Source organism: Variovorax sp. P1_H2 (assembly GCF_056405295.1).
In genome coordinates this window covers 16934-43554 of the sequence record NZ_JBFUCJ010000053.1, presented here as the reverse complement: position 1 = coordinate 43554, position 26621 = coordinate 16934, and the positions used below count along the sequence as shown (strand labels likewise).

At 67.7% G+C, this 26621-nt stretch carries 24 protein-coding genes; 15 read left to right on the top strand and 9 right to left on the bottom strand.

The window, feature by feature from the left end; all coding sequences use genetic code 11:
* Positions 1-625: 625 nt before the first annotated feature.
* Both AC1D2E_RS18860 and AC1D2E_RS18855 read left to right on the top strand, forming a co-directional pair.
* Positions 626-1255 (top strand): response regulator, encoded by a 630-nt coding sequence (locus AC1D2E_RS18860; protein ID WP_478198803.1) that lies wholly within the window; start codon positions 626-628, stop codon positions 1253-1255.
* A gap of 9 nt (positions 1256-1264) precedes the next feature.
* Positions 1265-3403 carry a PAS domain-containing hybrid sensor histidine kinase/response regulator gene (locus tag AC1D2E_RS18855; protein WP_478198802.1) on the top strand — a complete coding sequence of 713 codons (2139 nt, stop codon included), beginning with the start codon at positions 1265-1267 and terminating at the stop codon, positions 3401-3403.
* 3 nt (positions 3404-3406) lie between these two features.
* Here AC1D2E_RS18855 and AC1D2E_RS18850 read toward each other — a convergent pair whose 3' ends face one another.
* From AC1D2E_RS18850 to AC1D2E_RS18830, 5 genes are all read right to left on the bottom strand, one after another.
* A complete protein-coding gene (locus AC1D2E_RS18850; RefSeq protein ID WP_478198801.1) occupies positions 3407-3808 on the bottom strand; it encodes a GreA/GreB family elongation factor in 402 nt (133 codons plus the stop codon).
* Positions 3809-4272: 464 nt separating this feature from the next.
* Complete coding sequence (locus AC1D2E_RS18845; protein ID WP_478198800.1) at positions 4273-5499, bottom strand: M20 family metallopeptidase; 1227 nt, start codon at positions 5497-5499, stop codon at positions 4273-4275.
* 1 nt (position 5500) lies between these two features.
* The gene (gene uraD, locus AC1D2E_RS18840; RefSeq protein ID WP_478198799.1) at positions 5501-7279 is read right to left on the bottom strand and encodes a 2-oxo-4-hydroxy-4-carboxy-5-ureidoimidazoline decarboxylase; all 1779 of its coding nucleotides are present in this window, start codon (positions 7277-7279) and stop codon (positions 5501-5503) included.
* Position 7280: 1 nt separating this feature from the next.
* Positions 7281-8228, bottom strand: a complete 948-nt coding sequence (puuE, locus tag AC1D2E_RS18835) for an allantoinase PuuE (RefSeq protein WP_478198798.1) — start codon at positions 8226-8228, stop codon at positions 7281-7283.
* Between the two features lie 343 nt (positions 8229-8571).
* Positions 8572-9246, bottom strand: coding sequence for a GntR family transcriptional regulator (locus AC1D2E_RS18830; RefSeq protein ID WP_478174906.1), 675 nt, complete (start codon positions 9244-9246; stop codon positions 8572-8574).
* Between the two features lie 74 nt (positions 9247-9320).
* Between AC1D2E_RS18830 and uraH the strand changes: the two genes are divergently transcribed.
* A complete protein-coding gene (gene uraH, locus AC1D2E_RS18825) occupies positions 9321-9683 on the top strand; it encodes a hydroxyisourate hydrolase (RefSeq protein WP_478174907.1) in 363 nt (120 codons plus the stop codon).
* A 263-nt stretch (positions 9684-9946) separates the two neighbouring features.
* Here the strand turns inward: uraH and AC1D2E_RS18820 are convergent, their stop codons facing one another.
* Positions 9947-10447 (bottom strand): hypothetical protein, encoded by a 501-nt coding sequence (locus AC1D2E_RS18820; RefSeq protein ID WP_478198797.1) that lies wholly within the window; start codon positions 10445-10447, stop codon positions 9947-9949.
* A gap of 53 nt (positions 10448-10500) precedes the next feature.
* Between AC1D2E_RS18820 and xdhC the strand changes: the two genes are divergently transcribed.
* The 6 genes from xdhC to AC1D2E_RS18790 all read left to right on the top strand — a co-directional run bounded on the left by xdhC (position 10501) and on the right by AC1D2E_RS18790 (position 16524).
* The gene (xdhC, locus tag AC1D2E_RS18815) at positions 10501-11313 is read left to right on the top strand and encodes a xanthine dehydrogenase accessory protein XdhC (protein WP_478198796.1); all 813 of its coding nucleotides are present in this window, start codon (positions 10501-10503) and stop codon (positions 11311-11313) included.
* A gap of 272 nt (positions 11314-11585) precedes the next feature.
* Entirely contained in the window at positions 11586-12791 is a 1206-nt protein-coding gene (locus AC1D2E_RS18810) for a urate hydroxylase PuuD (RefSeq protein ID WP_478198795.1), read from the top strand.
* Positions 12792-12857: 66 nt separating this feature from the next.
* Positions 12858-14192 (top strand): glycerate kinase type-2 family protein, encoded by a 1335-nt coding sequence (locus tag AC1D2E_RS18805; RefSeq protein WP_478198794.1) that lies wholly within the window; start codon positions 12858-12860, stop codon positions 14190-14192.
* 56 nt (positions 14193-14248) lie between these two features.
* A complete protein-coding gene (locus AC1D2E_RS18800; RefSeq protein ID WP_478198793.1) occupies positions 14249-15010 on the top strand; it encodes a phosphatase PAP2 family protein in 762 nt (253 codons plus the stop codon).
* A gap of 72 nt (positions 15011-15082) precedes the next feature.
* Positions 15083-15325, top strand: coding sequence for an acyl carrier protein (locus AC1D2E_RS18795; protein ID WP_478198792.1), 243 nt, complete (start codon positions 15083-15085; stop codon positions 15323-15325).
* Positions 15322-16524, top strand: a complete 1203-nt coding sequence (locus AC1D2E_RS18790; protein ID WP_478198791.1) for a beta-ketoacyl-[acyl-carrier-protein] synthase family protein — start codon at positions 15322-15324, stop codon at positions 16522-16524. The genes AC1D2E_RS18795 and AC1D2E_RS18790 overlap by 4 nt, the downstream gene beginning before the upstream one ends.
* 321 nt (positions 16525-16845) lie before the next feature.
* On the opposite strand, the gene AC1D2E_RS18785 is transcribed toward AC1D2E_RS18790, so the two are convergent.
* From AC1D2E_RS18785 to AC1D2E_RS18775, 3 genes are read right to left on the bottom strand one after another with little or no spacing between them, the layout of a single operon-like run.
* Complete coding sequence (locus AC1D2E_RS18785) at positions 16846-18675, bottom strand: IlvD/Edd family dehydratase (RefSeq protein ID WP_478198790.1); 1830 nt, start codon at positions 18673-18675, stop codon at positions 16846-16848.
* Positions 18675-19691: a D-erythronate dehydrogenase gene (denD, locus tag AC1D2E_RS18780; protein ID WP_478198789.1), complete on the bottom strand. Its 1017-nt coding sequence runs from the start codon at positions 19689-19691 to the stop codon at positions 18675-18677. The genes AC1D2E_RS18785 and denD overlap by 1 nt, the downstream gene beginning before the upstream one ends.
* Before the next feature lie 11 nt (positions 19692-19702).
* A complete protein-coding gene (locus AC1D2E_RS18775) occupies positions 19703-20503 on the bottom strand; it encodes a FadR/GntR family transcriptional regulator (protein ID WP_478174917.1) in 801 nt (266 codons plus the stop codon).
* A gap of 171 nt (positions 20504-20674) precedes the next feature.
* Here AC1D2E_RS18775 and AC1D2E_RS18770 point away from each other — a divergent pair, with 171 nt between their 5' ends.
* The 6 genes from AC1D2E_RS18770 to AC1D2E_RS18745 all read left to right on the top strand — a co-directional run bounded on the left by AC1D2E_RS18770 (position 20675) and on the right by AC1D2E_RS18745 (position 26563).
* Positions 20675-21748, top strand: a complete 1074-nt coding sequence (locus AC1D2E_RS18770) for an ABC transporter ATP-binding protein (RefSeq protein ID WP_478198788.1) — start codon at positions 20675-20677, stop codon at positions 21746-21748.
* Between the two features lie 97 nt (positions 21749-21845).
* A complete protein-coding gene (locus AC1D2E_RS18765; RefSeq protein ID WP_478198787.1) occupies positions 21846-23174 on the top strand; it encodes an ABC transporter substrate-binding protein in 1329 nt (442 codons plus the stop codon).
* 11 nt (positions 23175-23185) lie between these two features.
* The gene (locus tag AC1D2E_RS18760) at positions 23186-24082 is read left to right on the top strand and encodes a carbohydrate ABC transporter permease (protein WP_478198786.1); all 897 of its coding nucleotides are present in this window, start codon (positions 23186-23188) and stop codon (positions 24080-24082) included.
* Positions 24079-24954, top strand: a complete 876-nt coding sequence (locus AC1D2E_RS18755) for a carbohydrate ABC transporter permease (protein ID WP_478198785.1) — start codon at positions 24079-24081, stop codon at positions 24952-24954. The genes AC1D2E_RS18760 and AC1D2E_RS18755 overlap by 4 nt, the downstream gene beginning before the upstream one ends.
* A gap of 512 nt (positions 24955-25466) precedes the next feature.
* The gene (locus AC1D2E_RS18750) at positions 25467-25982 is read left to right on the top strand and encodes a nucleoside deaminase (protein ID WP_478198784.1); all 516 of its coding nucleotides are present in this window, start codon (positions 25467-25469) and stop codon (positions 25980-25982) included.
* A gap of 218 nt (positions 25983-26200) precedes the next feature.
* Positions 26201-26563 (top strand): SPW repeat protein, encoded by a 363-nt coding sequence (locus tag AC1D2E_RS18745; RefSeq protein ID WP_478198783.1) that lies wholly within the window; start codon positions 26201-26203, stop codon positions 26561-26563.
* The last annotated feature ends 58 nt before the right edge of the window (positions 26564-26621 follow it).

Genomic DNA, 26621 nt, shown 5'->3' with positions numbered 1-26621 from the left:
GTCAATGGTTTGGTGATCGGCATCTACCAGAACGGCTACCAGATCCAGAGCGGCCAGCGCGCCGCCTGATATCCCGGCGGGGCGCTGCGATCCGGGGCCCGCCGCCCGGCCGATTTGCCGCGTTGGCCGAGGGCTGCACGCGTGCCAGGCGGCCCGGCCCCAACTCCCGACCCCCCGGACGCGCGCGAGCGTTGCTCCGGCAATCCCTGCCGCCCGCGCGGGTGCGCCCGCGGCATTTTCCCGTTCTCGCCCGCCACAGAGTGACGGTCCCGCCATGACCGCGGTTTGGGCGCGGTCGCCACCTGCCTGTGCCAGAGTTTTCAATTGGAGACAATTGCAATTGATACGTTGGAATTATTGATTGAGAAATTTCTTATCGAATATCAGGAAATGGATAAAAATCAATAAGAAAATTCTGAAAATGAAATATAGCTTGATGACCTGATTGTGTGGAATTAGTCTCGAATTGGTTGAATGTGACAATATATCAATCCGGATTTATCCTCTATTGAGTTCGGAAGCGACTTAAAATCGATTCGAAATCGAGAGTTTGATGGCATTCGATCAAAAATGCCGCTTCTCATGCATGGCCTGCGCGTGGCCGAACTCAAAGTAAGGGAATTTCATGCACACCGTCATCGTCGTCGACGATCACCCGGCCATTCGACTGGCAGTCCGCGCGGCGCTCGAAGCAGCGGGCGGTTTCAAGGTCGTCGGAGAGGCGGGCGACGGGCCGACGGCGCTCGCCGCCTTCAGGGAGCACACCCCGGATCTGATCGTTCTCGACCTCGATCTGCCCCGGCTCAGCGGCCTCGACCTGATCGAGCGCGTACGCAGATCGCAGCCTTCGGCCAAATTGCTGGTGCTTTCTGCCCAGCAGGCATCCATTTTCGCCGCGCGCACGGTACAGGCGGGCGCCAATGGCTTCATGAGCAAAAGCGAAAACATGGCGGCGGTCGTTCAAGCGGCGCAAACGGTGCTGGCCGGCTACAGCCTGTTTCCCTCGTCGGCACTTTCCTCCCCGCATCCCAATTCGGTAGCGCCCGCGGACGCGCGCATCAAAACCTTGTCGGACCGGGAACTGACCGTGCTGCAATACCTTGCGCGCGGCATGAGCAACAAGGAAATTGCCGAGACGCTTCTGATCAGCAACAAGACGATCAGCAGCTACAAGACGCGCATCCTCGAAAAGCTCGGGATTTCCACGCTGGTCGAATTGGTCGACTTCACGCGCGCCCACCATCTCATCTCCTGAAGGGCCGCGATGTTCTTCGGTCTTTCCAGTCCCGACGCGATCCATTCCGCGTGGGACCAGGTGCTGGGGGGCGCGCTGGTCGCATCGCTGGCGTTGCTCGTGGTCTGGAACCGTCGTCTGTCCAGGAAATTGCAGCGCCGCAGGGCCGTGAAGGCCGAACTGCGCGACGAGCTCGCGTTCCAGCGCGCCCTGATCGACGGCATCCCGCACGCCATCTGCGTGCGCGATACCCAGGGACGCCTGATCTTCTGCAACCCGGCCTTCGAGAAACTCTTCGGCACCACCCGCGAGGCGGTGAAAGACAAGACGGTGGTGGAGAGCGGGCTGGACTACGTCGATGCGCGCCTCATGCGGCTGCTGCAGCAGCGCTACCTCGGCCTGCTGGCCCATGGCGGTTCGATCAGCGAGGACGTCGACATCTCCCTGCGCGGCGAGTCGCGCCGCATCTTCCATTGGGCGACGCCCATCACGCTGGCGGATGGCGCAGCGCCCCGCGGCCTGGTTGCCGGGGCGATCGACATCACCGAGCGTCACCACCTGATCGGCCAGATCGAGGCGGCGCTCGGCAAGGCCGAAGCGGCGAACCGCGCCAAGTCCAACTTCCTGGCCACCATGAGCCACGAGATCCGCACGCCCATGAACGCCGTGATGGGCATGCTCGAACTGCTGGCGCGCGAAGGGCGGCTGACCGCCCGCGACCGTGAATCGGTCGACCTGGCGCGGAATTCGGCCGTTTCCCTGCTCGGGCTGATCGACGACATCCTCGACATCTCGAAGATCGAGGCCGGCGGCCTCGAGATCGTGCTGGCGCCGGCGCGGCTGCGGCCGATCCTGGACGAGACCGCCCGGATGTTCGGGAGCCTGGCGCGCCAGCGCGGCCTGACGCTCGGACTGGAGATCGATCCAGCGGTCGGTGAATGGCACGTGGTCGACGCCGCGCGCTTCAAGCAGATCGCCAACAACCTGGTCAGCAACGCCATCAAGTACACGGATGCCGGGCGTGTCACCGTCCGGTTGCGCCACGTGCGCCGCGCTGGCGATATCGAGTCGATCGTGCTCGAGGTCGAGGACACGGGCATCGGCATCGCGCCGAAAGACGTCGCCAACCTCTTCCAGCCCTTCTTCCAGGCCGAAGCTGCCGGGCCGCGTGCGGTGGGCGGCACGGGCCTGGGCCTGCCGATCGTGCAGCGGCTGTGCAGCAGGATGGGCGGCACGATCGACGTCGGCAGCCAGCCCGGCGAGGGGACCTGCGTGCGGGTCGCGTTCGATCTCGGGGCGTCACCCGCGCCGGCCAGCGCGACGATCTCGGCATCTCGGGCCGACCATGGGCAGGCGCGGCATTGGCAGGGCAGCGGCAAGGTTCTGGTGGTCGACGATCATCCCGCCAACCGGTTGCTGCTGCAGCGGCAACTCGAATACATGGGGCTGGCGAGCGAACTGGCGGAAGACGGCGAAGCGGCGCTGGAACTCTGGCGCGACGGCAATTTCGACCTGGTCATCACCGACTGCTCGATGCCGGGCATGGACGGCTATGCGCTGGTCACGGCCATCCGCGAACTGGAGCGCGAGCGGCACTTGCCGCGCCGCCCGGTGCTTGGCTGCACGGCGCATGTCCAGGAGGAAGAGCGGCGCCATGCCATCGATGCCGGCATGGACGAGTGCCTGATGAAGCCATTCAGCCTCGATGCGCTGTCGGAGGCCCTCCACCGGCACCTGGGCCCAGCGACGGCGGCGTCCCTTGCGCTGCCGAAGCCGGCGCAGCCGCCCTTGAAGTACGCCTTCGATCCGCAGGCGTTGCGCGGGCTGTCCGACGGCGATGCGGATATCGAAAAGCGCTTCCTCGAGGCGCTGCTGCGAACCAATCTGAGCGATGCGCAGGAGATCACCGAGCGCATCGGCTCCGGCGCCTTCGCCGAGGCGGCGTCCATCGCGCACAAGATCAAGGGCGCGGCCCGGATGGTCGATGCGCGGCGCGTGGTCCAGGCGTGCGAGGCCCTCGAATTCGCGTGCGGCCACGGCCGTCCGGGCGCGCCGGATGCCGGCCTGGCCATGCTCGCGGAAGCCCTGGACGAATTCAATCGTGCCATCCGGGCCCAGTTGGCCGACCTGGCCTCGGCGGCCGGTGATTTTCGGGGCAGTCCTTCATAGCATCTAGAGCGCGTAGTCGCCGTGGGCTTCGGGCTGGAACAGGATGGCGACGATCTCGGCGCCGCCTTCCTTGCCGCCCGGCGTCTGCCAGCGCGCCACCGAGCCGCGCTGGAGGCCAAGCAAGCCGCTGCCGACCGGCGACAGCACCGAGATGAAGCCCGCGCTGGGTTCCGAATCGCCGGGATAGCAGACCGTCAGCGTCTGCCGGTGCCTCGTATGGATGTCGATCAGCGCCACCTGCGAGTACATCGTGACGATGTCCGCGGGCACCTCGCGCGAGCGAATCACTTCGGCCGAGGCGAGGATGTCGGCCAGCGCGGGCGGCAGGAGACCATTCAGCAGCTTGCTGAGTCGGGTGAAGTCGTGTTCGGTGAGCGTCCGCTCGCCGAGGATGGTTGCATGCATGGAACGCACTCCAGTCGAATGCGGCCTGCCCGAACCCACGGGCTGCGGCCGCTACTGCGCGAGGCTGGTGCCCGGCGGTCGATGGTTGCGCTACAAGGGGGAGAAGCGGATCGCCGGGCCTAGGAGTGTGCGGGCGTCAACTGCAAGCCCGCCGTGCGGGCCGAAAACAACGCCTGCGCCTGGTCCGCCACAGCGAACAGAACCGCGAGCAGGACCGCAGGCAGGACCGCGAGGGCAGCGTGGTTCTGGAGGCGGGCCGGGGCGTGCATGGGCCGAGTCTAGTGGCGAAGGGCCGCGGGCTCAATCAATGGCCTCACGGTCCTTGCCGATATGGAGCGCGTCTGATCAGTTGAGGACAGAGCAAAAACGGCTGCGCAGTTTGTGGGTCTGTCCCGCAAGGTTTCTGATTGGTTGAGGACAGAGCAAAAACTGCTACGCAGTTTCTTGATCTGTCCCGCAAGGTCTCAGGAGAGCAAATCGCTCAGCGTGCGCGCGATGACCTTCGTGGCGCGCCTCAGGTCTTCGAGCACCACGCGCTCGTCGTTGCGCTTGGCATGCGACTCGAGCACCGTGCGCGGGCCGGCGCCGTAGATCACGCCCGGGATGCCGGCCTCGCCGTACAGCCGCACGTCGGTGTAGAGGGGCGTGCCCATGGCCTTGATCGGCTCGCCGAAGATCGCCTGGCCGTGGGTCTGGATCGCATCGACCAGCGGCTTGTTGCCGGGCAGCGGCTTCATCGAATTGGCCAGCAGCATGCGCTTGATGTCGATCGTGATGCCGGGCATTTGCGCAGCGGCATCGGCGATGACCTTGCGGATGGTGGCCTCGACCTCGACCGGATTCTCTTCGGGGATCATGCGGCGGTCGAGCTTGAAGACCACCTTGCCAGGCACGACGTTGGTGTTGGTGCCGCCTTCGATGCGACCCACATTGAGATACGGATGCGTGATGCCCTCGACCTTCGAGCTGACCTGCTGATAGAGCGTGTTCTGCGCATAGAGCGCGTTCAGGATGCGGACCGCGCCCTGCAGCGCATCGACGCCGGTGGTCGGGATGGCCGCATGCGCCATCTTGCCGTGCACCGTGACTTCCATCTGCAGGCAGCCGTTGTGCGCCGTGACGACCTCGTAGCTGAAGCCGGCGGCGATCATCAGGTCGGGCTTGGTCAGGCCTTTCTTGAGCAGCCAGCCCGGGCCCAGGATGCCGCCGAATTCCTCGTCGTAGGTGAAGTGCAGCTCGATGCTGCCCTGCGCGGGTTTGGCGACGGCTTCGAGCGCGCGCACCGCGAAAGTGAAGCTCGCGAAGTCGCTCTTGCTGACCGCCGCGGCGCGGCCGTAGAGGCTGCCGCCGTCGATCTCGCCGCCGTAGGGGTCGTGGGTCCAGCCCTCGCCGGGCGGGACCACGTCGCCGTGCGCATTGAGCGCCACCGTGCGTCCGCCATGGCCGTACTTGCGGCGCACGATCAGGTTGGTGATCGATTCGAGGCCGTATTCCTTCACTTCCTGCGCGGACACGGCGTGCTTCTCGGCTTCGAAGCCGAAGGCCTGGATCAGCTCGGCCGTGCGTTCGGCGTGCGGCGCGTTGTTGCCGGGCGGGGTGTCGGTGGGCACGCGCACCAGTTCCTGCAGGAAGCGCACTTCCTCGTCGAAGTGGGCGTCGATCCAGGCGTCGAGTTGGGTGTAGTCGGTCATGTCAGTGGGCCGCTTCGGCGGCAAGGTTGTCGAGCAGCAGCTGGAAGGCCTGGACCGCCAGCTGCATGTCGTCGTTGGTGCTCGATTCGAGCGGGTTGTGGCTGATGCCGGAGTTGACGCCGCGCACGAAAAGCATGGCCTGCGGCATCACTTCGTGCAGTTTCATCGCGTCGTGGCCGGCGCCGCTGGGCATGCGGAACAGCGGCACGCCGAGCGTGTCGACCGCCTTCTCCCAGCGCTGCTGCCATTCGGGCGCGCTCGGCGCGGCGGCGGCGCGCATGGCTTCCTCGAGGGTGTAGCGCACACCGCGGCGTTCGGTGATTTCCTCCAGCGCGGCCAGCACGTCGCGCACCACGGCATCGCGCTGCGGGTCGTTGGGCGCACGGATGTCGAGGCTGAACTTGCAGCGCCCCGGGACCACGTTGATCGAGCCGGCGGGCACTTCCAGCATGCCGACGGTGGCGACCGAATCACCGTCCTTCGCGGCGCGCTGCTCGGCGAACAGGATCAGCTCGGCCACCGCGGCCGCGGCGTCGCGGCGCCGGTTCATCGGCGTGGTGCCGGCGTGGCTGGCCATGCCGATCACTTCGCCCACGTAGCGTACGCCGCCGTTGATGGAGGTGACGATGCCCAGGGGAAGGTCCAGCTCGTTGAGCACCGGTCCTTGCTCGATGTGGACTTCGACGAAGCCGAGGTAGCGCGCCGGATCGCGCTGGATCTTGGGGATGTCCTCGTCCTTCAGGCCGGCGTTCGCACGCGCCTCGCGCATGGTGATGCCGTGTGCGTCCTTCTGGTCGAGCCAGTTGCGGTCGAAATGGCCGATGAGCGCGCCCGAACCGAGGAAGGTCGCCTTGTAGCGCTGGCCTTCTTCTTCGGCGAAGCCGACGACTTCGAACGCGAAGGGCAGGCGGCGGTTCTGCCGCTTGAGTTCCTTCACGCAGGCCATGGGCACGAAGATGCCGAGCCGGCCGTCGTACTTTCCGCCGTTGCGGACCGTGTCGTAGTGCGAGCCCGTGAGCAGGGCCTTGGCGTCGGGCGTGGCGCCTTCGTAGCGGCCGACCACATTGCCGACGGCATCGATCTGCACGCTGTCGAAGCCGGCCTCGCGCATGTCGGCCGCGATCTGCGCAGCGCAGGCGCGGTGCGCATCGGTGAGGTAGGTGACCGTGAGCTGGCCCTTCTCGGCATAGCCCGGGTCGGTGTGGACCGACAGTTTTTCCTGCCAGTCCCAGACCCCGTTGCCGAGCGCCGGCGTGGCGTCGAACTTGTCGTCCAGCCGGATTTCGGCGATGCGATGGATGTTGCGCAGGGCCTCGCCGAGTTCGAAGTCCGGGTGGTGGTGCAGGCGGCGTTCGAAGGTGTCGATGATCTCGCGCTTGGCGAGGCCGGTGCCGCGCGGGCCACGCACCGCGAGGATGAACGGAAAGCCGAACTTGGCGTTGTAGTCGGCGTTGAGCTGCTGGATCTTCGCGAATTCCTCCGGCGTGCAGTCGGTCAGGCCGGCCTTGTTCTGCTCGTGGGTCGACTCGGCCGTGAGGCTCTTGCTGAGCATCGCCTTTCCCGCGAGCTCCGGGTGGGCGCGGATCAGGCCGAGCTGCTCTTCGCGCGAGGCATGGGTCACGGCCTGCACCAGCGCATGCTTGAGATGCGGCAGCGAGCGGAAAGGCCGCGACACGAGCGATCGCACCGCGATCCATGGCGAATGCTCGTAGACGCCGTCGAGCAGGGCGACGGCTTCGTCGGCCGATGCCGCGTTGAGTTGGTCGATGGTGAGCGCCATGTCAGTCTCCTTGCGAGGCGGCGTAGGGATGCGTCGCCTTCCAGTGCCGTGCGATGTCGAGCCGGGTGCAGACCCAGACCCGGTCGTGGCCGGCGATGTGGTCGAGAAAGCGTTGCAGGGCCACGATGCGGCCCGGACGTCCGAGCAGCCGGCAGTGCATGCCGATGCTCATCATCTTCGGCGCCTCGTCGCCTTCGGCATAGAGCGCGTCGAAGCTGTCCTTCATGTACTGGAAGAAGGGGTCGGCATGCGAATAGCCCTGCGGCAGCGCGAAGCGCATGTCGTTGCAGTCGAGGGTGTAGGGCACGATCAGCTGCGGCACGACCTGGCCGTCGGTCTTCTGCACCTTCATCCAGAAGGGCAGGTCGTCGCCGTAGTAGTCGCTGTCGTATTCGAAGCCGCCGTAGTCGGCCACCAGGCGCCGGGTGCGCGGGCTGTCGCGTCCGGTGTACCAGCCGAGCGCCCGCTCGCCCGTGAGCTTTTGGATGGCATCCATGCCGAGCCGCATGTGCTCGCGCTCGGTGGCCTCGTCGATGCCCTGGTAGTGGATCCAGCGCCAGCCGTGGCAGGCGATCTCGTGGCCCAGTTCCTTGAAGGCCGCGGTGAGCTCCGGGTAGCGCTCCAGCGCCATGCCGACGCCGAATACGGTCAGCGGCAGGCCGCGCTTCTCGAACTCGCGCAGGATGCGCCAGACACCGGCGCGCGAGCCGTACTCGTAGATCCCTTCCATGCTGATGTGGCGCTCGGGGAAGCTCGCGGGATTGAACATCTCGGAGAGGAACTGCTCGGAGCCGGCGTCGCCGTGCAGCACGCAGTTCTCGCCGCCTTCCTCGTAGTTGAGGACGAACTGGACCGCGATGCGGGCGCGGCCGGGCCATTGCGCATGCGGCGGATTGCGGCCGTAGCCGACCAGGTCGCGCGGGTAGGGCAGGGTCGTGTCGTAGATCATTGCTCGCCCCCAGGTTGCCCGCACTTCGTGTCGGGCGCCCACCCCCTACCGGGGGCGCAGCCAGCGGCCCGGCGAAGCCGGTTCCGCGGCTGCCCACGAACAGGCGCGCTACGCGCAGCCGTATTACAGATCAGCCTGGTTCTCGAATCGGCCGGCGCAGTCAGGCCCGTTGGTGAAACACCGCGGAACCGGCTTCGCCGGGCCGCTGGTGTTGCCCCTTTGAGGGGGCTGAGGGCCGCGGCTCCAAGCCTGCCTGTGCAGGCTTGGACGGACTCGAAGAGCCGCTGCCTCGGGCAGCGACTCCGGGCGGCTACACGAAGTGAGCAAGCAACGGGGGTGGGTGTCATGCCAGTGCGAGGGAGATGTCGTGGGTGGGGACCTTGCGGTCGAAGGTGAGGTTGGCCTCGACGTGGTCCAGGTGCTCGGTCATGAGGCGCACGGCGCGTTCCTCGTCCTTGGCGGCGAGGGCCTTGACGATGTCGGCATGCTCGTCGTTCGAATGCTCCGCCGCGGTGGCGCTCTGGTACATCAGCGTGATGAGGGCGCAGCGCGAGATCAGTTCGCCGAGGATCTGCGCCAGCACCGTGTTGCCCATGAGTTCGGCCATGCGCACGTGGAAATCGCCCAGCAGCTCGGTGCGGCCCGAGATGTCCTCGCCCGACACCGCGGCCTTTTCGAGCGCCACATGCTCCCTGAGCGCCTTGATCTTGGCCGGCGTGACGCTGCGCACGAAGGCGCGCGTCATCTCGGCCTCGAGCATGCGGCGCACGGCGAACACCTGCCGGGCCTCGTCGACCGCGGGTGCCGCGACGAAGGCGCCGCGCGCGGGCTCGAGCCGGATCAGCTTGTTCTGCGACAGCTGGAACAGCGCCTGCCGCACCAGGGTGCGGGAGACGCCGAAGTGGTCGGCGAGCTTCTGCTCGGCCAGCTTGCTGCCGGGCTGCAGCCGGTGTTCCACAATGGCCTTGGTGAGTGCGTCGACGATGGAGCGGGTGGTGGTCGAGTCCATGCTTTTCATGATAGACCCAAAGCCGATAACTGTATACACTTTTGTCGACCGTAATTTCCCGAATGCACCGAAGGAGAACATTCATGGGCCTGAGCACTCACGTACTGGACACGATGCACGGCTGTCCGGCCGCCGGCATGGAGGTCGCGCTGTTCACCACCGACGGCACGGCCGAGGACGCGCGCGCCACGCTGGTGCGGCGCTTCACGCTGAACGCCGACGGCCGCAGCGACGGCCCGCTGTACGACAACAGCACGCTGAAGGCCGGCACCTACCGGCTGGTGTTCGATGTGGCGGGCTACTTCAAGGCCCGCGGCGTGACGCTGCCCGAGCCGAATTTCCTCAATCGCGTGGCGCTGGACTTCGGTGTCGCGCACACCGACCAGCACTACCACGTGCCGCTGCTGGTGAGCCCATGGAGCTACTCGACCTACCGCGGGTCATGATGCTCGCCCCCAGGTCGGGCTCACTTCGTGTAGCCCTCCCACCCCCTACCGGGGGCGCAGTCAGCGGCCCGGCGAAGCCGGTTCCGCGACTGCCCACGAACAGGCGCGCTGCGCGCAGCCGTAGAACTACCACAGCCCGATTGCTCTGGCCGGCGCAGCCAGGCCCGTTGGTGAAACACCGCGGAACCGGCTTCGCCGGGCCGCTGGTGTTGCCCCCGGTAGGGGGTGGGCGGCTACACGCAGTGAGCCAACCTGGGGGCGAGCTACATCTGCCCTTCGCTGAGCGTGTCGAGCTGGAAATGACCGCCTTCGTCCCACAGCCAGGTGTCGGTCCAGGTGACCTTGCCGAGGCGCGTGGCGGCCGGGTAGGGCGCGGCCACGAGCACGGTGCGCTCGATCTCGGCGATCACCTCGGGCGCGTGCGTCGGCGCCCGCATCCAGTGCATCGACAGGACCTTGCCGTCGGCATCGAGGTTGACTTGCAGCGTGCCGACCGCATAGAGCAGCGGCGGCAGCTTGCCGCCGTAGATGCGGTCCTTGTTGATCTCGTAGACATGGCGGGCAGCGTCCTTGCGATAGTCGCGCGCCGTGGCGGCGCTCGACGCGCGCGGCCTGCCGCGGCTGTTGTCGCCCGGCTCGGGCTTGGCGCTGCTGAGCTGGCCCGGAACCGCGCCGGTCGGCGTGGTGCTGCAGCCGGCCAGCCACAGGCTGGCGAGGAGTGCGGCCGCCAGGGCGAGGCGGCGCGAGGTGGACTGAAAATGCATCGGCGGGTTTATACCGTGCCCGGCCAAGGGCCGCGCAACCGGAGGTTTCCAAGATGACCGGCGCAGTCGACGAATTGCTGGGGCGGTTGGCGCACGAACGCGGCGTGCTGGTGCGCGTCGAGTCGACCCAGGGCTCGGCGCCGCGCGAGGCCGGCACCTGGRTGGCGGTCTGGGCCGAGGGGCTCACCGCCACCATCGGCGGCGGCCAGCTCGAGTTCCAGGCCACCGATGAAGCCCGCGTCTGGCTCGCAGGCGGCCCGCCGATAGAGGGCGTGCGGCGCTACCCGCTGGGCCCGAGCCTGGGCCAGTGCTGCGGCGGCGTGGTCTTCCTGTCCTATCGGCTGATCGATGCCGGGGATGCGAAGGCACTGCAAGCCGAACTGCTGGCGCACCTGGAGCCGGTGGCGCTGTTCGGCGGCGGCCACGTGGGCGCCGCCCTGGCGCGACTGCTCGCTACGCTGCCGTTCGCGGTGCGCTGGATCGACAGCCGCGACGGCGTCTTTCCGCCCGAGCTGCCGGCGCAGATCGAGACCGAGCATTCCGACCCGGTGCAGCAGGCCGTGGTGCAGCTCGCACCGGGCTCGCGCGTGCTGATCATGAGCTTCAGCCATGCGGAAGACCTCGACATCGTCATCGCCTGCCTGAAGCGCCTGCGCAAGCGCGACGACCTGCCCTATATCGGCCTGATCGGCAGCAAGACGAAGTGGGCGACCTTTCGTCACCGGCTGGAGGCACGGGGTTTCACGGCGCCGGAAATGGACCGGGTGACCTGTCCGATCGGCATTCCCGGCATCACCGGCAAGGAACCCGAGGTGATTGCCGTGGCGGTCGCGGCACAGTTGTTGCAATCGCTTCCGCCTGCATGAGGCGCCCGGCCGCTCCGAAGGCGAATACCGAAGCGCTGCTGCGCGAAGGTGCCCCTGTCAATGGCGCTCAGGGTTTTCCAGCACGCCGAGTGATGCAAAAACCCAGGAGCCAGCCCTCAAAAGTGTATACACTTCAGTCCACAACAAGCCGCAGCGGAGCGAGTCCCCAGCCCGGGTCTGCGTTCGCGGCACTTTCTCTGCTTACAGCGCCCGCAGTGGTGAGCAGGCCGGTACACCGCGGCGCCCCCACGCGCCGACAAGGTTGAGAGCACATGGAAAGCTACTACCTCGACTGGGCCAACCTGCTGTTGCGCTGGGTCCACGTCATCACCGCCGTCGCCTGGATCGGCGCCTCCTTCTACTTCGTGATGCTGGACAACAGCCTCGAGAAGCCGCAAGACCAGGAATCCCTCGACAAGGGCGTCGGCGGCGAACAGTGGGCGGTGCATGGCGGCGGCTTCTACAACATGCAGAAGTACGCGCTGGCGCCCAAGCGGCTGCCGGACCACCTGCACTGGTCGTACTGGGAGAGCTACTCGACCTGGCTCACGGGCTTCGCGCTGTTCACGATGTCCTATCTGTGGAACGCCAGCACCTACCTGATCGACAAGTCCAGGATGGACTGGCAGCCCGGCGCCGCGATCGGCGTCGCGCTGGCTTTCTTCGTGGTCTTCTGGATGGTCTACGACGGCATCTGCCAGTTGTTCGGCCGGCGCAAGAACGGCGACACCATCGTCGGCGTGCTGGTTGCCATCTTCATCGCGTTCGCGGCCTGGCTGGCCTGCGAGTGGTTTGCCGGCCGTGCGGCCTTCCTGCTGGTCGGCGCGATGATGGCCACGACCATGAGCGGCAACGTGTTCTTCTGGATCATCCCGGGCCAGCGCAAGAACGTGCAGGCGCTGCGCGAGGGCTTGGCCGTAGATCCGGTGCATGGCCAGCGCGGCAAGCAGCGCAGCGTGCACAACACCTACTTCACCTTGCCGGTGCTGTTCGCGATGCTGAGCAACCACTACAGCTTTACCTACGCCCACAAGTACAACTGGATCGTGCTGCTGCTGATCATGCTCGGCGGCGCGGCCATCCGGCAGTTCTTCGTGGTGCGCCATCGATTCAAGCTCGGCAATGCGCGCAATCCGATTCCCTACGCGCTGTTCGGCATCGCGGTGCTGGGCCTCACCATCGTCTGGATGAAGCCCGAGCCGGCGGCGGAACCGGCGCCCGGCGCGGCGGTCAAGAAGGTGTCCTATGGCGACGTGCAGAAGGTGCTCGAGCAGCGCTGCTACATGTGCCATGGCGCCCAGGTGCAGATGAAGAACGTGCGCCTCGACACGCCCGACCAGGTCGCCGCGCATGCGCAGGCGGTGTACCAGCAGGCGGTGGTGACCAAGATCATGCCGATGAACAATTCGACCGGTATCACCGACGCCGAGCGGGCCTTGATCGGCAAGTGGTTCGAAGGCGGAGCCAGTACGAAGTAGCTCGGGCCCAACTCGCCTCGCGGCGAGGCGGGCGAAGATGGAGACAATGTCGAGACAAGGCGATCTATGACCACATCGAAACTGCAACCATCCCCCGACGCGCACTCGGCGCCGCGCGAATTCCTTGAGCATCTGTACCGCGTCGCGGTCGAGCGGGCGCTGCCGCTGGCCAGCATGGGCGCCTACCTGCCCCCACCGCCGAAGGGCCGCACGCTGGTGCTCGGCGCCGGCAAGGCCGGCGGCTCGATGGTGCAGGCGCTGGAGGCGCTGTGGCCGGCGGAGGCACCGCTGTCGGGCCTGGTGGTCACGCGCTATGGCCACATCCCGCCGCGCCCCGAGGGGCTGTCCTCGCGCATCGAACTGGTCGAGGCGGCGCATCCGGTGCCCGACCAGGCCGGACTCGACGCCGCGCAGCGAATCCTCGCGCTCACCCAAGGCCTGACGGCCGACGACCTCGTCCTGTGCCTGATCTCGGGCGGCGGCTCCTCGCTGCTGACGCTGCCGGCCGACGGGCTCACGCTGGCCGACAAGCAGCGCATCAACACCGAGCTGCTCGAATCGGGCGCCCACATCGGCGAGATGAACTGCGTGCGCAAGCACCTGTCGCGGATCAAGGGCGGCCGGCTGGCGGCCGCCTGTGCACCGGCCAAGGTCGTGACGCTGACCATCAGCGACGTGCCGGGGGACGACCCGGCCGTGATCGCCAGCGGCCCCACCGTGCCCGATGCGAGCAGCTGCGCCGACGCGCTGGCGATCCTCGACCGCTACCGGATCGAGGTGCCCGCGCCGGTGCGGGCGCGCCTCGAAAGCGGGGCGCTCGAGACCCCGAAGCCGGGTGATGCCGTGTTCGAGGGCCACGTGACGCACGTGATCGCGGCGCCCCAGCAGTCGCTCGAGGCGGCTGCGGCCGCGGCCCATGCCGCCGGGATTCCGGCCCACATCCTGAGCGACGAGATCGAAGGCGAATCGCGCGAAGTGGGCAAGGTGCACGGCGCCCTGGCGCGCGCCGTGGCGCTGCGCGGCGCGCCGTTCGCCAAGCCTTGCGTGATCCTGTCGGGCGGCGAGACCACGGTCACCATCCGCCCGCGGCGGCCCGGCCAGGCCAAGGGCCGCGGCGGCCGGGCGGGCGAGTTCTGCATGGGGCTCGCCGGCGCGCTGGCCGGCCGCGACGGTGTCTGGGCGTTGGCGGCCGACACCGACGGCATCGACGGCGTCGAGGACAATGCCGGCGCCATCGTCACGCCCGACACGCTGCGCCGCGCCGAGGCGGCCGGTGTCAAGCTCGCCGACCATCTCGACCGCAACGACGCCTACGGCTACTTCGATGCCATCGGCGATCTGCTGGTGACCGGACCGACCCATACCAACGTCAATGACTTCAGGGCGCTGCTGATTCTCTAGCGTCGACGCGCCCGGCGTTGTTGCTGATGCGAGAATCCGCGACAACGCCGAGCCCCATGAATCCCCCCCCCGACCCGCGCCCGGCGCCCCGTCCCCCCGAGAGCTGGAAGGTCGAGATCTGGTTGCGGATCCGTAGGCATTTCGCCTTGAAGGTGATCGGCACCACCGCCTTCACCTGGCTGTTCTTCATCGGCTACTTCCACTTGTTGCGGCAGCCGACGAGCCCGGTCGCGGTGATGCGGCTGACCGCGCTCGACCACCTGGTCCCGTTCCAGCCCCAGGCGCTGGTCGCCTATTTCTCGCTCTGGCTGTATGTGGGCTTTGCGCCCGGACTCCAGCTCAGCTTTCGCGAACTGGTGGTGTATGGGCTGTGGGTCGGCGGCCTGTGCCTGACGGGCCTGTCCCTGTTCTACTTCTGGCCGACCCAGATCCCGCCGATCCCGCTGCCGCCGACGGATTTTCCGGGCTTCGCGATCCTGCAGGGCGTCGACGCCGCCGGCAATGCCTGTCCGTCGATGCATGTCGCGATCGCAATCTTCACGGCCCTCTGGGTCGAGCACATCCTGCGCCACGCGGGGGCGCCGATTCCGCTGCGCCTGGCCAATGCGCTGTGGTTCGCGGCCATCGCCTGGTCGACGCTGGCGATCAAGCAGCACGTGGTACTGGACGTGCTCGCCGGGGCTTTGCTGGGCGTCCTGTTCGCGCTGCCGTCGCTGCGCTGGCGGCCCCGCCCCAGCGCGAATCCGACGGGCTGGAGCGGATATCATGAGACGTCACTGCCCGCGGGCCGCGTCGGCGGCCGCGCCAGGAGGAGCTGATTCTCGCGGGCCGACATCCACAACATTGCCGTCCTCAGGGAGACGGCCAGAAATGACGACGGACACCGCACGATGAGTTCGCTGAAGGAATTGCAGGACCTGATCCACGAGAAGTACGGCATCGAGGCATCGGCACTCGACCCCCATGCTTCGATGCGCGAGAAAGGCTTCGATTCGCTGGCGTTGGTCGAGTTCGTGTTCGCCATCGAAGACCGTTTCTCGATCGCGATGCCCGACGACGATCCGAACATCGACACCCTGGCCGAACTCGCGGCCGTGGTCGACAGGATCAGGGTGGCGCAGACCACCACGTGAACCCGGTTGCGGTCACCGGCCTGGGCCTTATGGCCCCCCACGGCGACGATCACGCCGGCGCGTTCGAGGCCTTGCTGCGCGGCCGTTCGGCGCTGGAGCCGGTCTTTCCCGAATTGCCCAGGGCGGCCGCCGCGGCGCGCGTGGCCTTCGATGAATCGCGCTGGTTCACCAAGCTGCAGCTTGCCGGCGTCGACCGTGTGAGTCAGCTCGCCGTGGCCGCGGCCGACCTCGCGATGCGGGATGCCGGCGCGCTCGGAGACATCGATCCCGAGCGCATCGGCGTCTTCTCCGGCTGCGGCATGGGCGGCGCCGCGGCGCTCGAGGCGGCCTACCGCGGCGGCGGACGGGTGCCGCCGCTGACCATCCCGGCCTTCATGCCGAATGCCCCGGCGTCGCAGGTGGCGATGCGCCAGGGCGCGCAGGGTCCGGTGCTGACCTATTCGGTGGCCTGCGCCTCCTCGTCGGTGGCCATTGCCGAAGCGGCCAAGGCGGTGCAGCGTGGCGATGTCGATCTGGCGATCGCCGGCGGCAGCGAGGCGCTCATCGTRCCGGGCGTGGTGCTCGCCTGGCAGGCGATGCAGACGCTGGCGAACGTCAAGCCCGGCGAAGAGGCCACTGCGATCCGGCCTTTCGCGAGCGACCGCAGCGGCTTCGCGCTCGGCGAGGGGGCCGCCTTCCTGGTGCTCGAATCGGCCGAGCGCGCACGCCGCCGCGGCGCCCGGGCCTACGCCGAACTGGCCGGCTGGGGACTCAGCTGCGACGCCACCCACCTGACCAAGCCGGACGCGCGGGGCCAGGCGCGCGCGCTGCGCCAGGCGCTGCGCCAGGCCGGGCTGCAGCCGCGCGACGTCGGTTACTGCAATGCGCACGGCACGGCCACCCGCATCGGCGACGTGGTCGAGCGCGATGCGCTGGCCGCTGTCTGGGGCGAGGACCTCGACCGCCTGCGCGTGAGCTCGACCAAGGCGCTGCACGGGCACCTGCTCGGCGCCGCGGGCGCGCTCGAGGCCGTGGTCACGGTGCTGGCACTGCATCTTCGTGCGTTGCCGCCGAACATGCACTGCGCCGCGCCCGATCCGGCCTGCGGGCTGAACCTGGTGCTGCCCGGTGACAGCGACGCGCCGGATTTGCATGCCGCGATCAGCAACTCCTTCGCTTTCGGCGGCACGAATTCGGTGCTGCTCTTCAGCCGGTCCTGAGCGCTGGACTCCCTCTTCTCGTCGGATGGAACTCCACATGAACCGGCGTTTCGCTGCGCTGGCCGCATTGGCCGTTCCGCTGCTGCTCCCGGCCGCTCGGCCTGGCGCGGTACCGCGAGCGGCACGGTGCAGGACGACCCCGCGAAGATGAGCGCGCTCCTGCAGGCCGCGCTCGACAAGATGTTCGCCGCATTCCCACCCGGCTCGAAGTAAGCGGGTTCCCTTCCAGAAATACCGCGGAACCGGCTTTGCCGGGCCGCTGGTATTGCCCCCGGCGTGGGGGTGGGCGCCCGACACGAAGTGCGGACAACCTGGGGGAGGTCAATGATTGTCTCGGGGAATGCCGAAGGTCGCGTGGATCTTCTGGTATTTGACCGCCGGCTTGAGCACCATGCCCTCTGACAACTCGTCGACGATGCCGCGCTGGATTTCCTGCCACGGCGTCTGGCTCGGGGGGTACGGGTAGCCGCCGGCGGCGGCCAGCTCGGCGCGCCGCTTCTCGAGCTCTTCGTCGGACACCAGCATGTTGGCGGTGCGCTTCTTCAGGTCGATGCGCACGCGGTCGCCGGTGCGCACCAGCGCCAGTCCGCCGCCGGTCGCCGCCTCGGGCGAGGCGTTGAGGATCGAGGGCGAGCCCGAGGTGCCGGACTGCCGGCCGTCGCCGATGCAGGGCAGGGCGGTGATGCCCTTCTTGATCAGGTAGGACGGCGCGCGCATGTTGACCACCTCGGCCGCGCCCGGATAGCCGACCGGGCCCACGCCGCGCATGAAGAGCACGCTGTGGGGGCCGATCTTCATCTTCGGGTCGTCGATGCGATGGTGGTAGTCCTCGGGGCCGTCGAAGACGATGGCCGTGCCTTCGAAGGCCATCGGGTCCTTCGGGTCCTCGAGGTAGCGGGTATGGAATTCGGGCGTGATCACGCTGGTCTTCATGATCGCGGAGTCGAACAGGTTGCCCTTGAGGTTGAGGAAGCCGGCGTTCTTCTTCATCGGCTTGGCATAGGGCCAGATCACCTTGCGGTCGCTGGTGAACTGGCCTTCGCAGTTCTCGATCAGGGTCTTGCCGTTGGCCGTGAGGGCCGGCAAGATCTTGCCCTTGGCGATCAGCTCGGCCACCACGGCAGGCACGCCGCCGGCGCGGTAGTAGTCCTCGCCGAGGTACTCGCCGGCCGGCTGCAGGTTGACGATCAGCGGGATCTTGTAGCCGTGCTTCTCCCAGTCGTCGGTGGTCAAATCGACACCGATGTGGCGGGCGATCGCGTTCAGGTGCACCGGCGCGTTGGTCGAGCCGCCGAGCGCGGAGTTGACGACGATCGCGTTCTCGAAGGCCTCGCGTGTGAGGATGTCGGAGGGCTTCAAGTCTTCGCGCACCATCTCGACGATGCGCTTGCCGGTCATGTAGGCCATCTCCTGGCGGTCGCGGTAGGGCGCGGGAATCGCGGCGCTGCCGGGCAGCGTCATGCCGAGCGCCTCGGTCAGCGAGTTCATCGTCGACGCGGTGCCCATGGTGTTGCAGTGGCCGGTCGAGGGGGCCGAAGACGCGACCAGCTTCAGGAACTCCTGGTAGCCGATCTGGCCGGCGGCCATCATCTCGCGCGCGCGCCAGACGATGGTGCCCGAGCCGGTGCGCTCGCCCTGGTACCAGCCGTTGAGCATCGGCCCCGAGTTGAGCGCGATCGCCGGGATGTCGACCGTGGCGGCGGCCATCAGCTGTGCCGGGGTGGTCTTGTCGCAGCCGGTGGTCAGCACCACGCCGTCGATCGGATAGCCGTAGAGCACCTCGACCAGCGAGAGGTACTGGAGGTTGCGGTCGAGCGCCGCGGTCGGCCGCTTGCAGGTTTCCTGGATCGGGTGGATCGGGAATTCGAAGGCGATGCCGCCGGCGTCGCGGATGCCTTCGCGCACCCGCTCCGCCAGCACCAGGTGGTGGCGGTTGCAGGGCGCGATGTCGGAGCCGGTCTGGGCGATGCCGATGATCGGCCGGCCCGACTGCAGTTCGTCGAAGCCGAGGCCGAAGTTCATGGTGCGCTCGAGGTAGAGCGCGGTCATGTCGGCATTGGCCGGGTTGTCGAACCAGGCCTGCGAGCGCAGCGCCGGCGTTCGCGGCTTTTGGGCGGTGGACTTGGCTTTCTTCTTCGTGTGGGTTTTCATCAGGACATTCCCTTCAAGGTCTGGTCTGCATTCGGCAGCGCCGCGCAGTCGTCGATGTACTGCCGGACGATATCGGCAAAATTCTCGTGCGGCAGCAGGCCCAGGCGCGCCGCTCGCGCGGCCGTTGCGCCCCCCGGCCAGTTGGCCACGATGCCGGCGATGCGCTCGTCGCGCTCGAAGCGCACCCGGGCGCGCACCTTCGGACCGGCCACCGCTTCGAGGGCGTCGAGCATGTCTGCCACGCGCACGTTGAGCGCCGGCAGGTTGAGCGCCGTGCGGCCGCAGAAGGCCTCGCGCGTGGCCTCGTAGACCGCGATCAGCCCGTCGACGGTGCGCGACGGCGAGGACACCGGGTGCGACACCTCGGGCGAGACCGGGCAGATCGATTCGACGCCGGCCAGCGGCTCGCGGATGATGCCGCTGAAGAAAGAGGAGGCGGCGCCGTTGGGCCGGCCCGGCCGCACGGTGACGGTCATGAGCCGCGCGGCACGGCCGTCGACGTAGCCCTTGCGCGTGTAGTCGGCCACCAGGTGCTCGCAGATCAGCTTCTGGGTGCCGTAGGAGGTCTGCGGCGCCGGCAGCGTGTCGTCGGCCACCTGCTTGGGCAGGGGCACCGCCGGGTCGGGCCCGAACACCGCCACCGAGCTCGAGAACACCAGCCGCGCGAGCTTGCCGCCGCCGTTCACGTGGGCCCGCAGCGCATCGAGCAGCGCCCGCGTGCTGTCGAGGTTGGAGCGCAGGCCGAGGTCGAAGTCGAGCTCGCATTCGCCCGACACGGCCGACGCCAGGTGGAAGATGCCGTCGAAGGGCTCTTCGCGCAGCGCCTCGGTCTGCGCCAGCAGCGGGCCGGTGCGGGCCTCGACCCGCGCGTCGGCCAGCAGGTCGGCTGGGGGCGGCGCGATGTCGGTCAGCACCATGCGCTCGATGCGCTGGCCGGCCAGCGTGCCGCGAGCGAGCAGGGTGCGTGCGAGGCGGGCGCCGACGAAGCCCCCGCCGCCGGTGATCATGAGTTTCATTGCGTTCTCCTTCAGTGCTTTGCTTTGCGGATGGGTGCGGAGGCCCCGGCGCGAGCGACCCGGGCAGCGGCCTGGCGACGGCGGCCGTCGATGACGCCGCCCTCGACCAGCCGCTGTTCCCCGCGGATGAGGTGTTCGTTGGCGTGCAGGCGGGCCGCGACCGGGTCGTGGGCCGCGATGGCCTCGAAGATGGCGCGGTGCTCGCGCTGCACTGCCGTCATGAAGTCGGCCCGCCGGGCCTCGTTGCCGCGCGTGATGCGCATGCCTTCGCGCAGGTACTGCTCGAGAAAGCCGAGCAGCAGGCGGAATTGCGGGTTGCCGGTCGACTCGCCGATCACGCGGTGGAAGGCCAGGTCCTCGGCGACGCCGTCGCGGCCCTCGGCCACCGCGGTGTCGATGGCCATGAGGGCGCGCCGCAGCGACGCGATCTGGCTGCGCGTGGCGCGCTCGGCGGCCAGTGCGGCGATCTCGCCTTCGAGGACCCGCCGCACTTCGACCACGTGGACCACCGCCTGCACCGAGGTCAGCACGGCCGGGTCGAAGGCCAGCGGCTGGTTGAGAGGCGGCGGCGCGACGAAGACGCCGGAACCCTGGCGCGACTGCACCAGGGCCCTCGACTTGAGCTGGTGCACCGCCTCGCGCACCACGGTGCGCGAGACGCCGTGGGCCGAGGCCAGCTGCTGCTCGGTGGGGAGGCGGTCGCCGGCCTGCAGGGCGCCGCTTTCGATCTGCGCGCCCAGCAGCGCCGCCAACCGGTCCGACAGCCGGTCGACGACCAGCGGCTGGGGTTGGGGGGAGGCGGAATCCCGCACGGCGGAGGAAGAGAAAAAGGCGGTTATCAGGTCATCATACAAATTTTTTGCGGGTTAATGCCTAACGGTTTGCCCTGATGCGCCGCCGGGTCGCGATGCCAATACTCCGCGCTTGCGGCATGGAGCCTCCATGGCCCGACGTCGATTCGCGACCTTTGAGGATTCCAGTGCATGGCCAGTGTCACGATCCAGTCAGTCAAGAAGAACTTCGGTGAAGTCGCCATCCTGCACGGGGTGGACATCGACATCCGGGACGGCTCGTTCACGGTGCTGGTGGGGCCCTCGGGCTGCGGCAAGTCGACCCTGCTGCGCATGATCGCCGGCCTCGAGGAGATCAACGGCGGCGAGATCCGCATCGGCGAAAAGCGGGTCAACGACCTGCCGCCGAAGGAGCGCGACATCGCGATGGTGTTTCAGAACTACGCGCTCTACCCGCACATGACGGTGCGCCAGAACATGGCCTTCGCGCTGGCGCTGGCGAAGATGGACAAGCCGACGATCGAGGCCAAGGTCCAGCGCGCGGCCGAGATCCTGGCGTTGGCGCCGCTGCTCGACCGCTATCCGCGCCAGCTCTCGGGCGGCCAGCGGCAGCGGGTCGCGATGGGGCGCGCCATCGTGCGCGATCCGCAGGTGTTCCTGTTCGACGAGCCGCTGTCCAACCTCGACGCCAAGCTGCGGGTGGCGATGCGCAGCGAGATCAAGGAACTGCACCAGCGCCTGAAGACCACCTCGATCTACGTCACGCACGACCAGATCGAGGCCATGACCATGGGCGACAAGATCGTCGTCATGCGCGACGGCCGGATCGAGCAGACCGGCAGCCCGCTCGAGCTCTACGACCATCCGGCCAACCAGTTCGTGGCCGGCTTCATCGGCTCGCCGGCGATGAACTTCCTGCCCGGCATCCTGCGCCGCAGCGGCGGCGTGGCCCGGGTCGAGCTGGCCGACGGCACGCAGCTCGATGCGCCGGTCGCGGCCGGCGGGGCCGATGGCCAGCGGGTTGTCTACGGCACCCGGCCCGAGCACCTGGCGCTGGCCGACCAGGGCGGCATTGCCGCCCAAGTGGCGGTGATGGAGCCGACCGGCATGGACACCTTCGTCGCCTGCCGCCACGAAGGGGTCGAACTCTCGGCGGTGTTCCGCGAGCGCCACGACTTCGCGCCCGGCACCACGATCCACCTGCAGCCCGACCTTCAGCGCGCGCATCTCTTCGACGCCGGCACCGGCCAACGGCTGGTGGCTTGAGACCTCGCGGGACAGACCAAGAAACTGCGAAGCAGTTTTTGCTCTGTCCTCGACTGACTGAACCGACATTTCGGCCGTTCAACAACAGGAGACATGAATGAGTGATTTCAATCGCCGCAAGATTCTGAAAAGCTCGGCCGGCATCGCGGCCGCCGCCTCGCTGGGCGTCGGCACCGCGATCTTCTCGCCGCTGGCGAACGCGCAGTCGATCACCTTCAAGCCCGAGAAGGGCGCCAAGCTGCGGGTGCTGCGCTGGAGCCGCTTCGTGCAGGGTGACATCGACGCCTTCACGGCCAACGTCAAGCGCTTCAGCGAGGCCACCGGCATCGAGGTGCGGGTCGACAACGAGGGCTGGGAGGACGTGCGGCCCAAGGCGGCGGTGGCGGCCAACACCGGCGCCGGCCCGGACATCATCCTGTCGACCAACGACGACGCCAACCTGTACCCCGAAAAGCTGCTCGACGTCACCGACCTGGCGGAATACCTGGGCAAGAAGTACGGCGGCTGGTACAGCGCCGGCGAGCTCTTCATGCGGCCCGACGGCAAGAAGTGGATCGGGCTGCCGCTGGGCGCCTCGGGCTCGCTGATCGTCTACCGCGAGAGCATGGTCAAGGCGGCCGGCTTCGACACCTTCCCGAAGAACAACGAGGACTTCCTCAAGCTCTACAAGGCACTGAAGGAAAAGGGCACGCCCGGCGGCATGGCGCTCGGCAACGCGACCGGCGACAGCACCTGGACCAACTGGCTGATCTGGTCCTTCGGCGGCAAGCTGGTCGACAAGAACAACAAGGTGGTGCTCGACAGCCCCGAGACCCTGAAGGCGCTGGAGTACGCCAAGGAGCTCTATGCCAACTTCATCCCGGGCACGCTGTCGTGGCTCGATCCGAACAACAACAAGGCCTTCCTCGACGGCCAGATCAGCATCACCAACAACGGCATCTCGATCTACTACGCGGCCAGGAACTCGCCCGATCCCAAGGTCAAGGAGATGGCCGCCGACATCAACCACGCGGTGTTCCCGGTCGGTCCGGTGGGGGTGCCGACCGAGTCGCACCTGTTCTTCAACCAGATGATCATGAAGTACACCAAGTACCCGCAGGCCTCCAAGGAGTTCCTGCGCTTCATGATGGAGCGGCCGCAGTTCGACGACTGGCTCAAGGGCTGCGGCGGCTATGTCGCGCAGCCGCTGCGGGCTTACGAGGCCAATCCGATCTGGACCTCCGATCCGAAGAACACGCCGTACCGCGATTCGGTCAAGAACCTGCGCCCGGCCGGCTACGACGGCAAGCTGGGCTATGCCTCGGCCGGCGTGGCGGCGGACTTCATCATCCCGAACATGGTGGCCGAGGCGGCCAGCGGGTCGAAGTCGCCGAAGGAAGCGGCGGAACGCGCGCAGAAGCGTGCCGAGCGCTACTACAAGGTCTGAAGACGCTGCCCATGACCACGCGACTGGCCCGGCTGCAGAACAGCCGCAACGCCCTTGGCTTCATGTTCATGTTGCCGGCGGCGGTGCTGCTGCTGCTGTTCCTGACCTATCCGCTCGGGCTCGGCACCTGGCTCGGCTTCACCGATGCCAAGGTGGGCCGTCCGGGCCAGTGGATCGGGCTCGAGAACTACGAGTTTCTCTGGAACGACGCGGTCACGCGGCTGGCGCTGTTCAACACGCTCTTCTACACGGTGGTGGCGAGCGTCTTCAAGTTCCTGCTGGGCCTCTGGCTGGCGGTGCTGCTCAACAAGAACATCCGCCTCAAGACCTTCTTCCGGGCGGTGATCCTGCTGCCCTACATCGTGCCGACCGCGCTGTCGGCGATCGCCTTCTGGTGGATCTACGACTCGCAGTTCTCGATCATCAGCTGGGGGCTCATGAAGCTGGGGCTGATCGACCACTACATCGACTTCCTCGGCGACCCGTGGAATGCCCGCTTCGCGGTGATCGCGGCCAACGTGTGGCGCGGCGTGCCTTTCGTCGCGATCACGCTGCTGGCCGGCCTGCAGACCATCTCGCCCTCGTACTACGAGGCTTCGGCGATCGACGGCGCGACACCGTGGCAGCAGTTCCGCCACGTGACCCTGCCGCTGCTGACGCCGATCATCGCGGTGGTGATGACCTTCTCGGTGCTGTTCACCTTCACCGACTTCCAGCTGATCTACGTGATCACGCGCGGCGGGCCGCTCAATGCGACCCACCTGATGGCGACGCTGTCGTTCCAGCGCGCGATCTCGGGCGGCGCGCTGGGCGAGGGTGCGGCCATCGCGATCGCGATGGTGCCCTTCCTGCTGGGCTGCATCATGTTCAGCTACTTCGGACTTCAACGCAGGGCCTGGCAAAAATGAGCAATTCCGGCCAGATCGACGTCGTCGGCATGAGCTACCTCGACACCGTGCCGCGCAAGGCGGTCACGGTGTACCTGCCGCTCGTGGTGTTCCTGATCGTGCTGCTGTTCCCGTTCTACTGGATGGCGATCACGGCGGTGAAGCCCGAGGCCGAGCTGCTGTCGCGCGAGGGCAATCCGTTCTGGGTCATCGCGCCGACGCTGGCGCACTTCCACAAGCTGCTGTTCGACACCGCCTATCCGCAATGGCTCTGGAACACGGTGCTGGTGTCGGTGGTGTCCACCTTCGGCTCGCTGGTGGTGTCGGTGCTGGCGGCCTATGCCATCGAGCGGCTGCGCTTCAAGGGCTCGCGCCAGACCGGGCTGGCGATCTTCCTGGCCTACCTGGTGCCGCCGTCGATCCTGTTCATTCCGCTCGCCAACGTGGTCTTCAACCTCGGGCTGTTCGACACCCGCTGGGCCCTGGTTCTGACCTATCCGACCTTCCTGATCCCGTTCTGCACCTGGCTCTTGATGGGCTACTTCCGATCGATCCCGGCCGAGCTCGAGGAGTGCGCGCTGATCGACGGCGCGAGCCGATGGCAGATCCTGGTCAAGATCGTGCTGCCGCTGGCGGTGCCGGGCCTGATCTCGGCCGGCATCTTCGCCTTCACGCTGTCGTGGAACGAGTTCATCTACGCGCTGACCTTCGTCTCCTCGTCGGAGATCAAGACGCTGCCGGTCGGCGTGGTGACCGAGCTGGTGCAGGGCGATGTCTACCAGTGGGGACCGCTGATGGCCGGTGCGCTGCTGGGGTCGCTGCCGGTGGCCTTCATCTATTCCTTCTTCGTCGAGTACTACGTCTCGGGGCTGACCGGGTCGGTCAAGGAGTGAGTCCGGCCGCGGTGGCGGCTTCGGCAGGGGTGGCGACAGGGGCGGCGACAGGGGCGGCGACAGGGGCGGCGGCGGCGGGCGGTATGCCCTGGGCCGGCCGACGTCACCGGCCGCTTCGCGGCTGCCCTGCGCTGCTCGCGGTACGCGGGGTCTCGCTCAAACTCGCTCCGCTTCGCTCCACTCAAACAGTCGCGAGCCCTGATCCGCGCACCGCTGCGCTGCTCGGCGGTGCCTCAACGGCCAGCCCAGGGCATACCGCCCACCACCGCTGACAGGTCGGGGTTGCATCGGCGTTGGAGACGCAGTCGGCCTTTGAACACCGCTGAGCCCGGCATGCGGTGCGGGACGGGCGATCCCCTCTGCACCGCAAGGGGAGCCCGAAGGGCCGGCGCAGTGGGGTCGTTCGGCCCGTACCGCGTGCCGGGCGCCCTTCCATCGGTAGCGAACAGGATCCTTGCCCTGCGGAAAAGTAATAGCCTTGGGCTGTCGCCCGATCGAGGAATATCCAGACCATGTCCCAGACCCCATCTCTTCCGGCCCAGGGCTTGCGCCCCACGCACGACCAGATGCTGCGCCACCTGCGCCGCTCCAACGCGGTGGCCCAGCGCGCCGTCGCGCTCGGCCATCACCCCTTCGGCGCGGTGCTGGTCGGTCCCGACCAGGAGACCGTGCTGCTGGAGCAATGCAACATCGACACCGTCAACCACGCCGAGTCGACGCTGGCACGCGTCGCCGCGACCAACTTCACGCCCGAGTTCCTGTGGGGCTGCACGCTCTACACGGCAGTCGAGCCCTGCTGCATGTGCGCCGGCACCGCCTACTGGGCCAACATCGGCCGCGTGGTGTTCGGCATGACCGAGGCACAACTGCTCGCCGAGACCGGCAGCCATGCCGAGAACCCGACGATGAGCGTGCCGTCGCGCTACGTCTTCGACCATTGCCAGAAACCGGTGGAGCTGATCGGTCCGGTGGCCGAGATCGCGCAGGAGACGATCGCGATGCAGCGCGCCTTCTGGGCTGCGCGCTGAGTGTTCGCGGGTTGCCGATGTCGATGCTGTCGGGCCGGAAGTCCGGCGGCAGCTTCCTGATCGAGCGGGGCCGGCTGGTCGAGCAGGGCCGGCTGGTTGCCGGAAATAACGAAATGACGCCCGGCCCGCATCGGCGCGGAACATGGCGGGCGTTGCGTGATCCAACAACATGCCGCTTGGGGCGCTGGTACGCGCTCGCCGGCGGCAGGAGGTGTGTCATGAAGCAACTGAAACATTGGCAGGATGTGGTCAATGCCCTGCTGGGCGTCTGGGTCGTTCTTTCGCCATGGGTCTTGGGCTTCCAGGACACGCGGACAGCCATGGTCAACGCCGTGGTCGTGGGCGTGGCGCTGGTTGCGGCCGCGCTCGGCGCAATGCTGGTGCCGCGCGCATGGGAAGAGTGGACCGAGTGCGCGCTGGGCGCATGGCTGGTGATCTCCCCCTGGGTGCTGGGCTTCGACGCGCAGCGCGATCCGATGCTCGCCGCGGTGTGCAGCGGCCTGGTGATCGCGGTGCTGGCGCTCTGGACGCTCTGGACCGACAAGGACTACAGCGGCTGGCTGCACGGCGCGGCGCATTGAGCGAGACGCCGGGAGCGTGGGGGCTCAGGCCGGCGCCGGGCCGCCCCAAGGCGGCCTG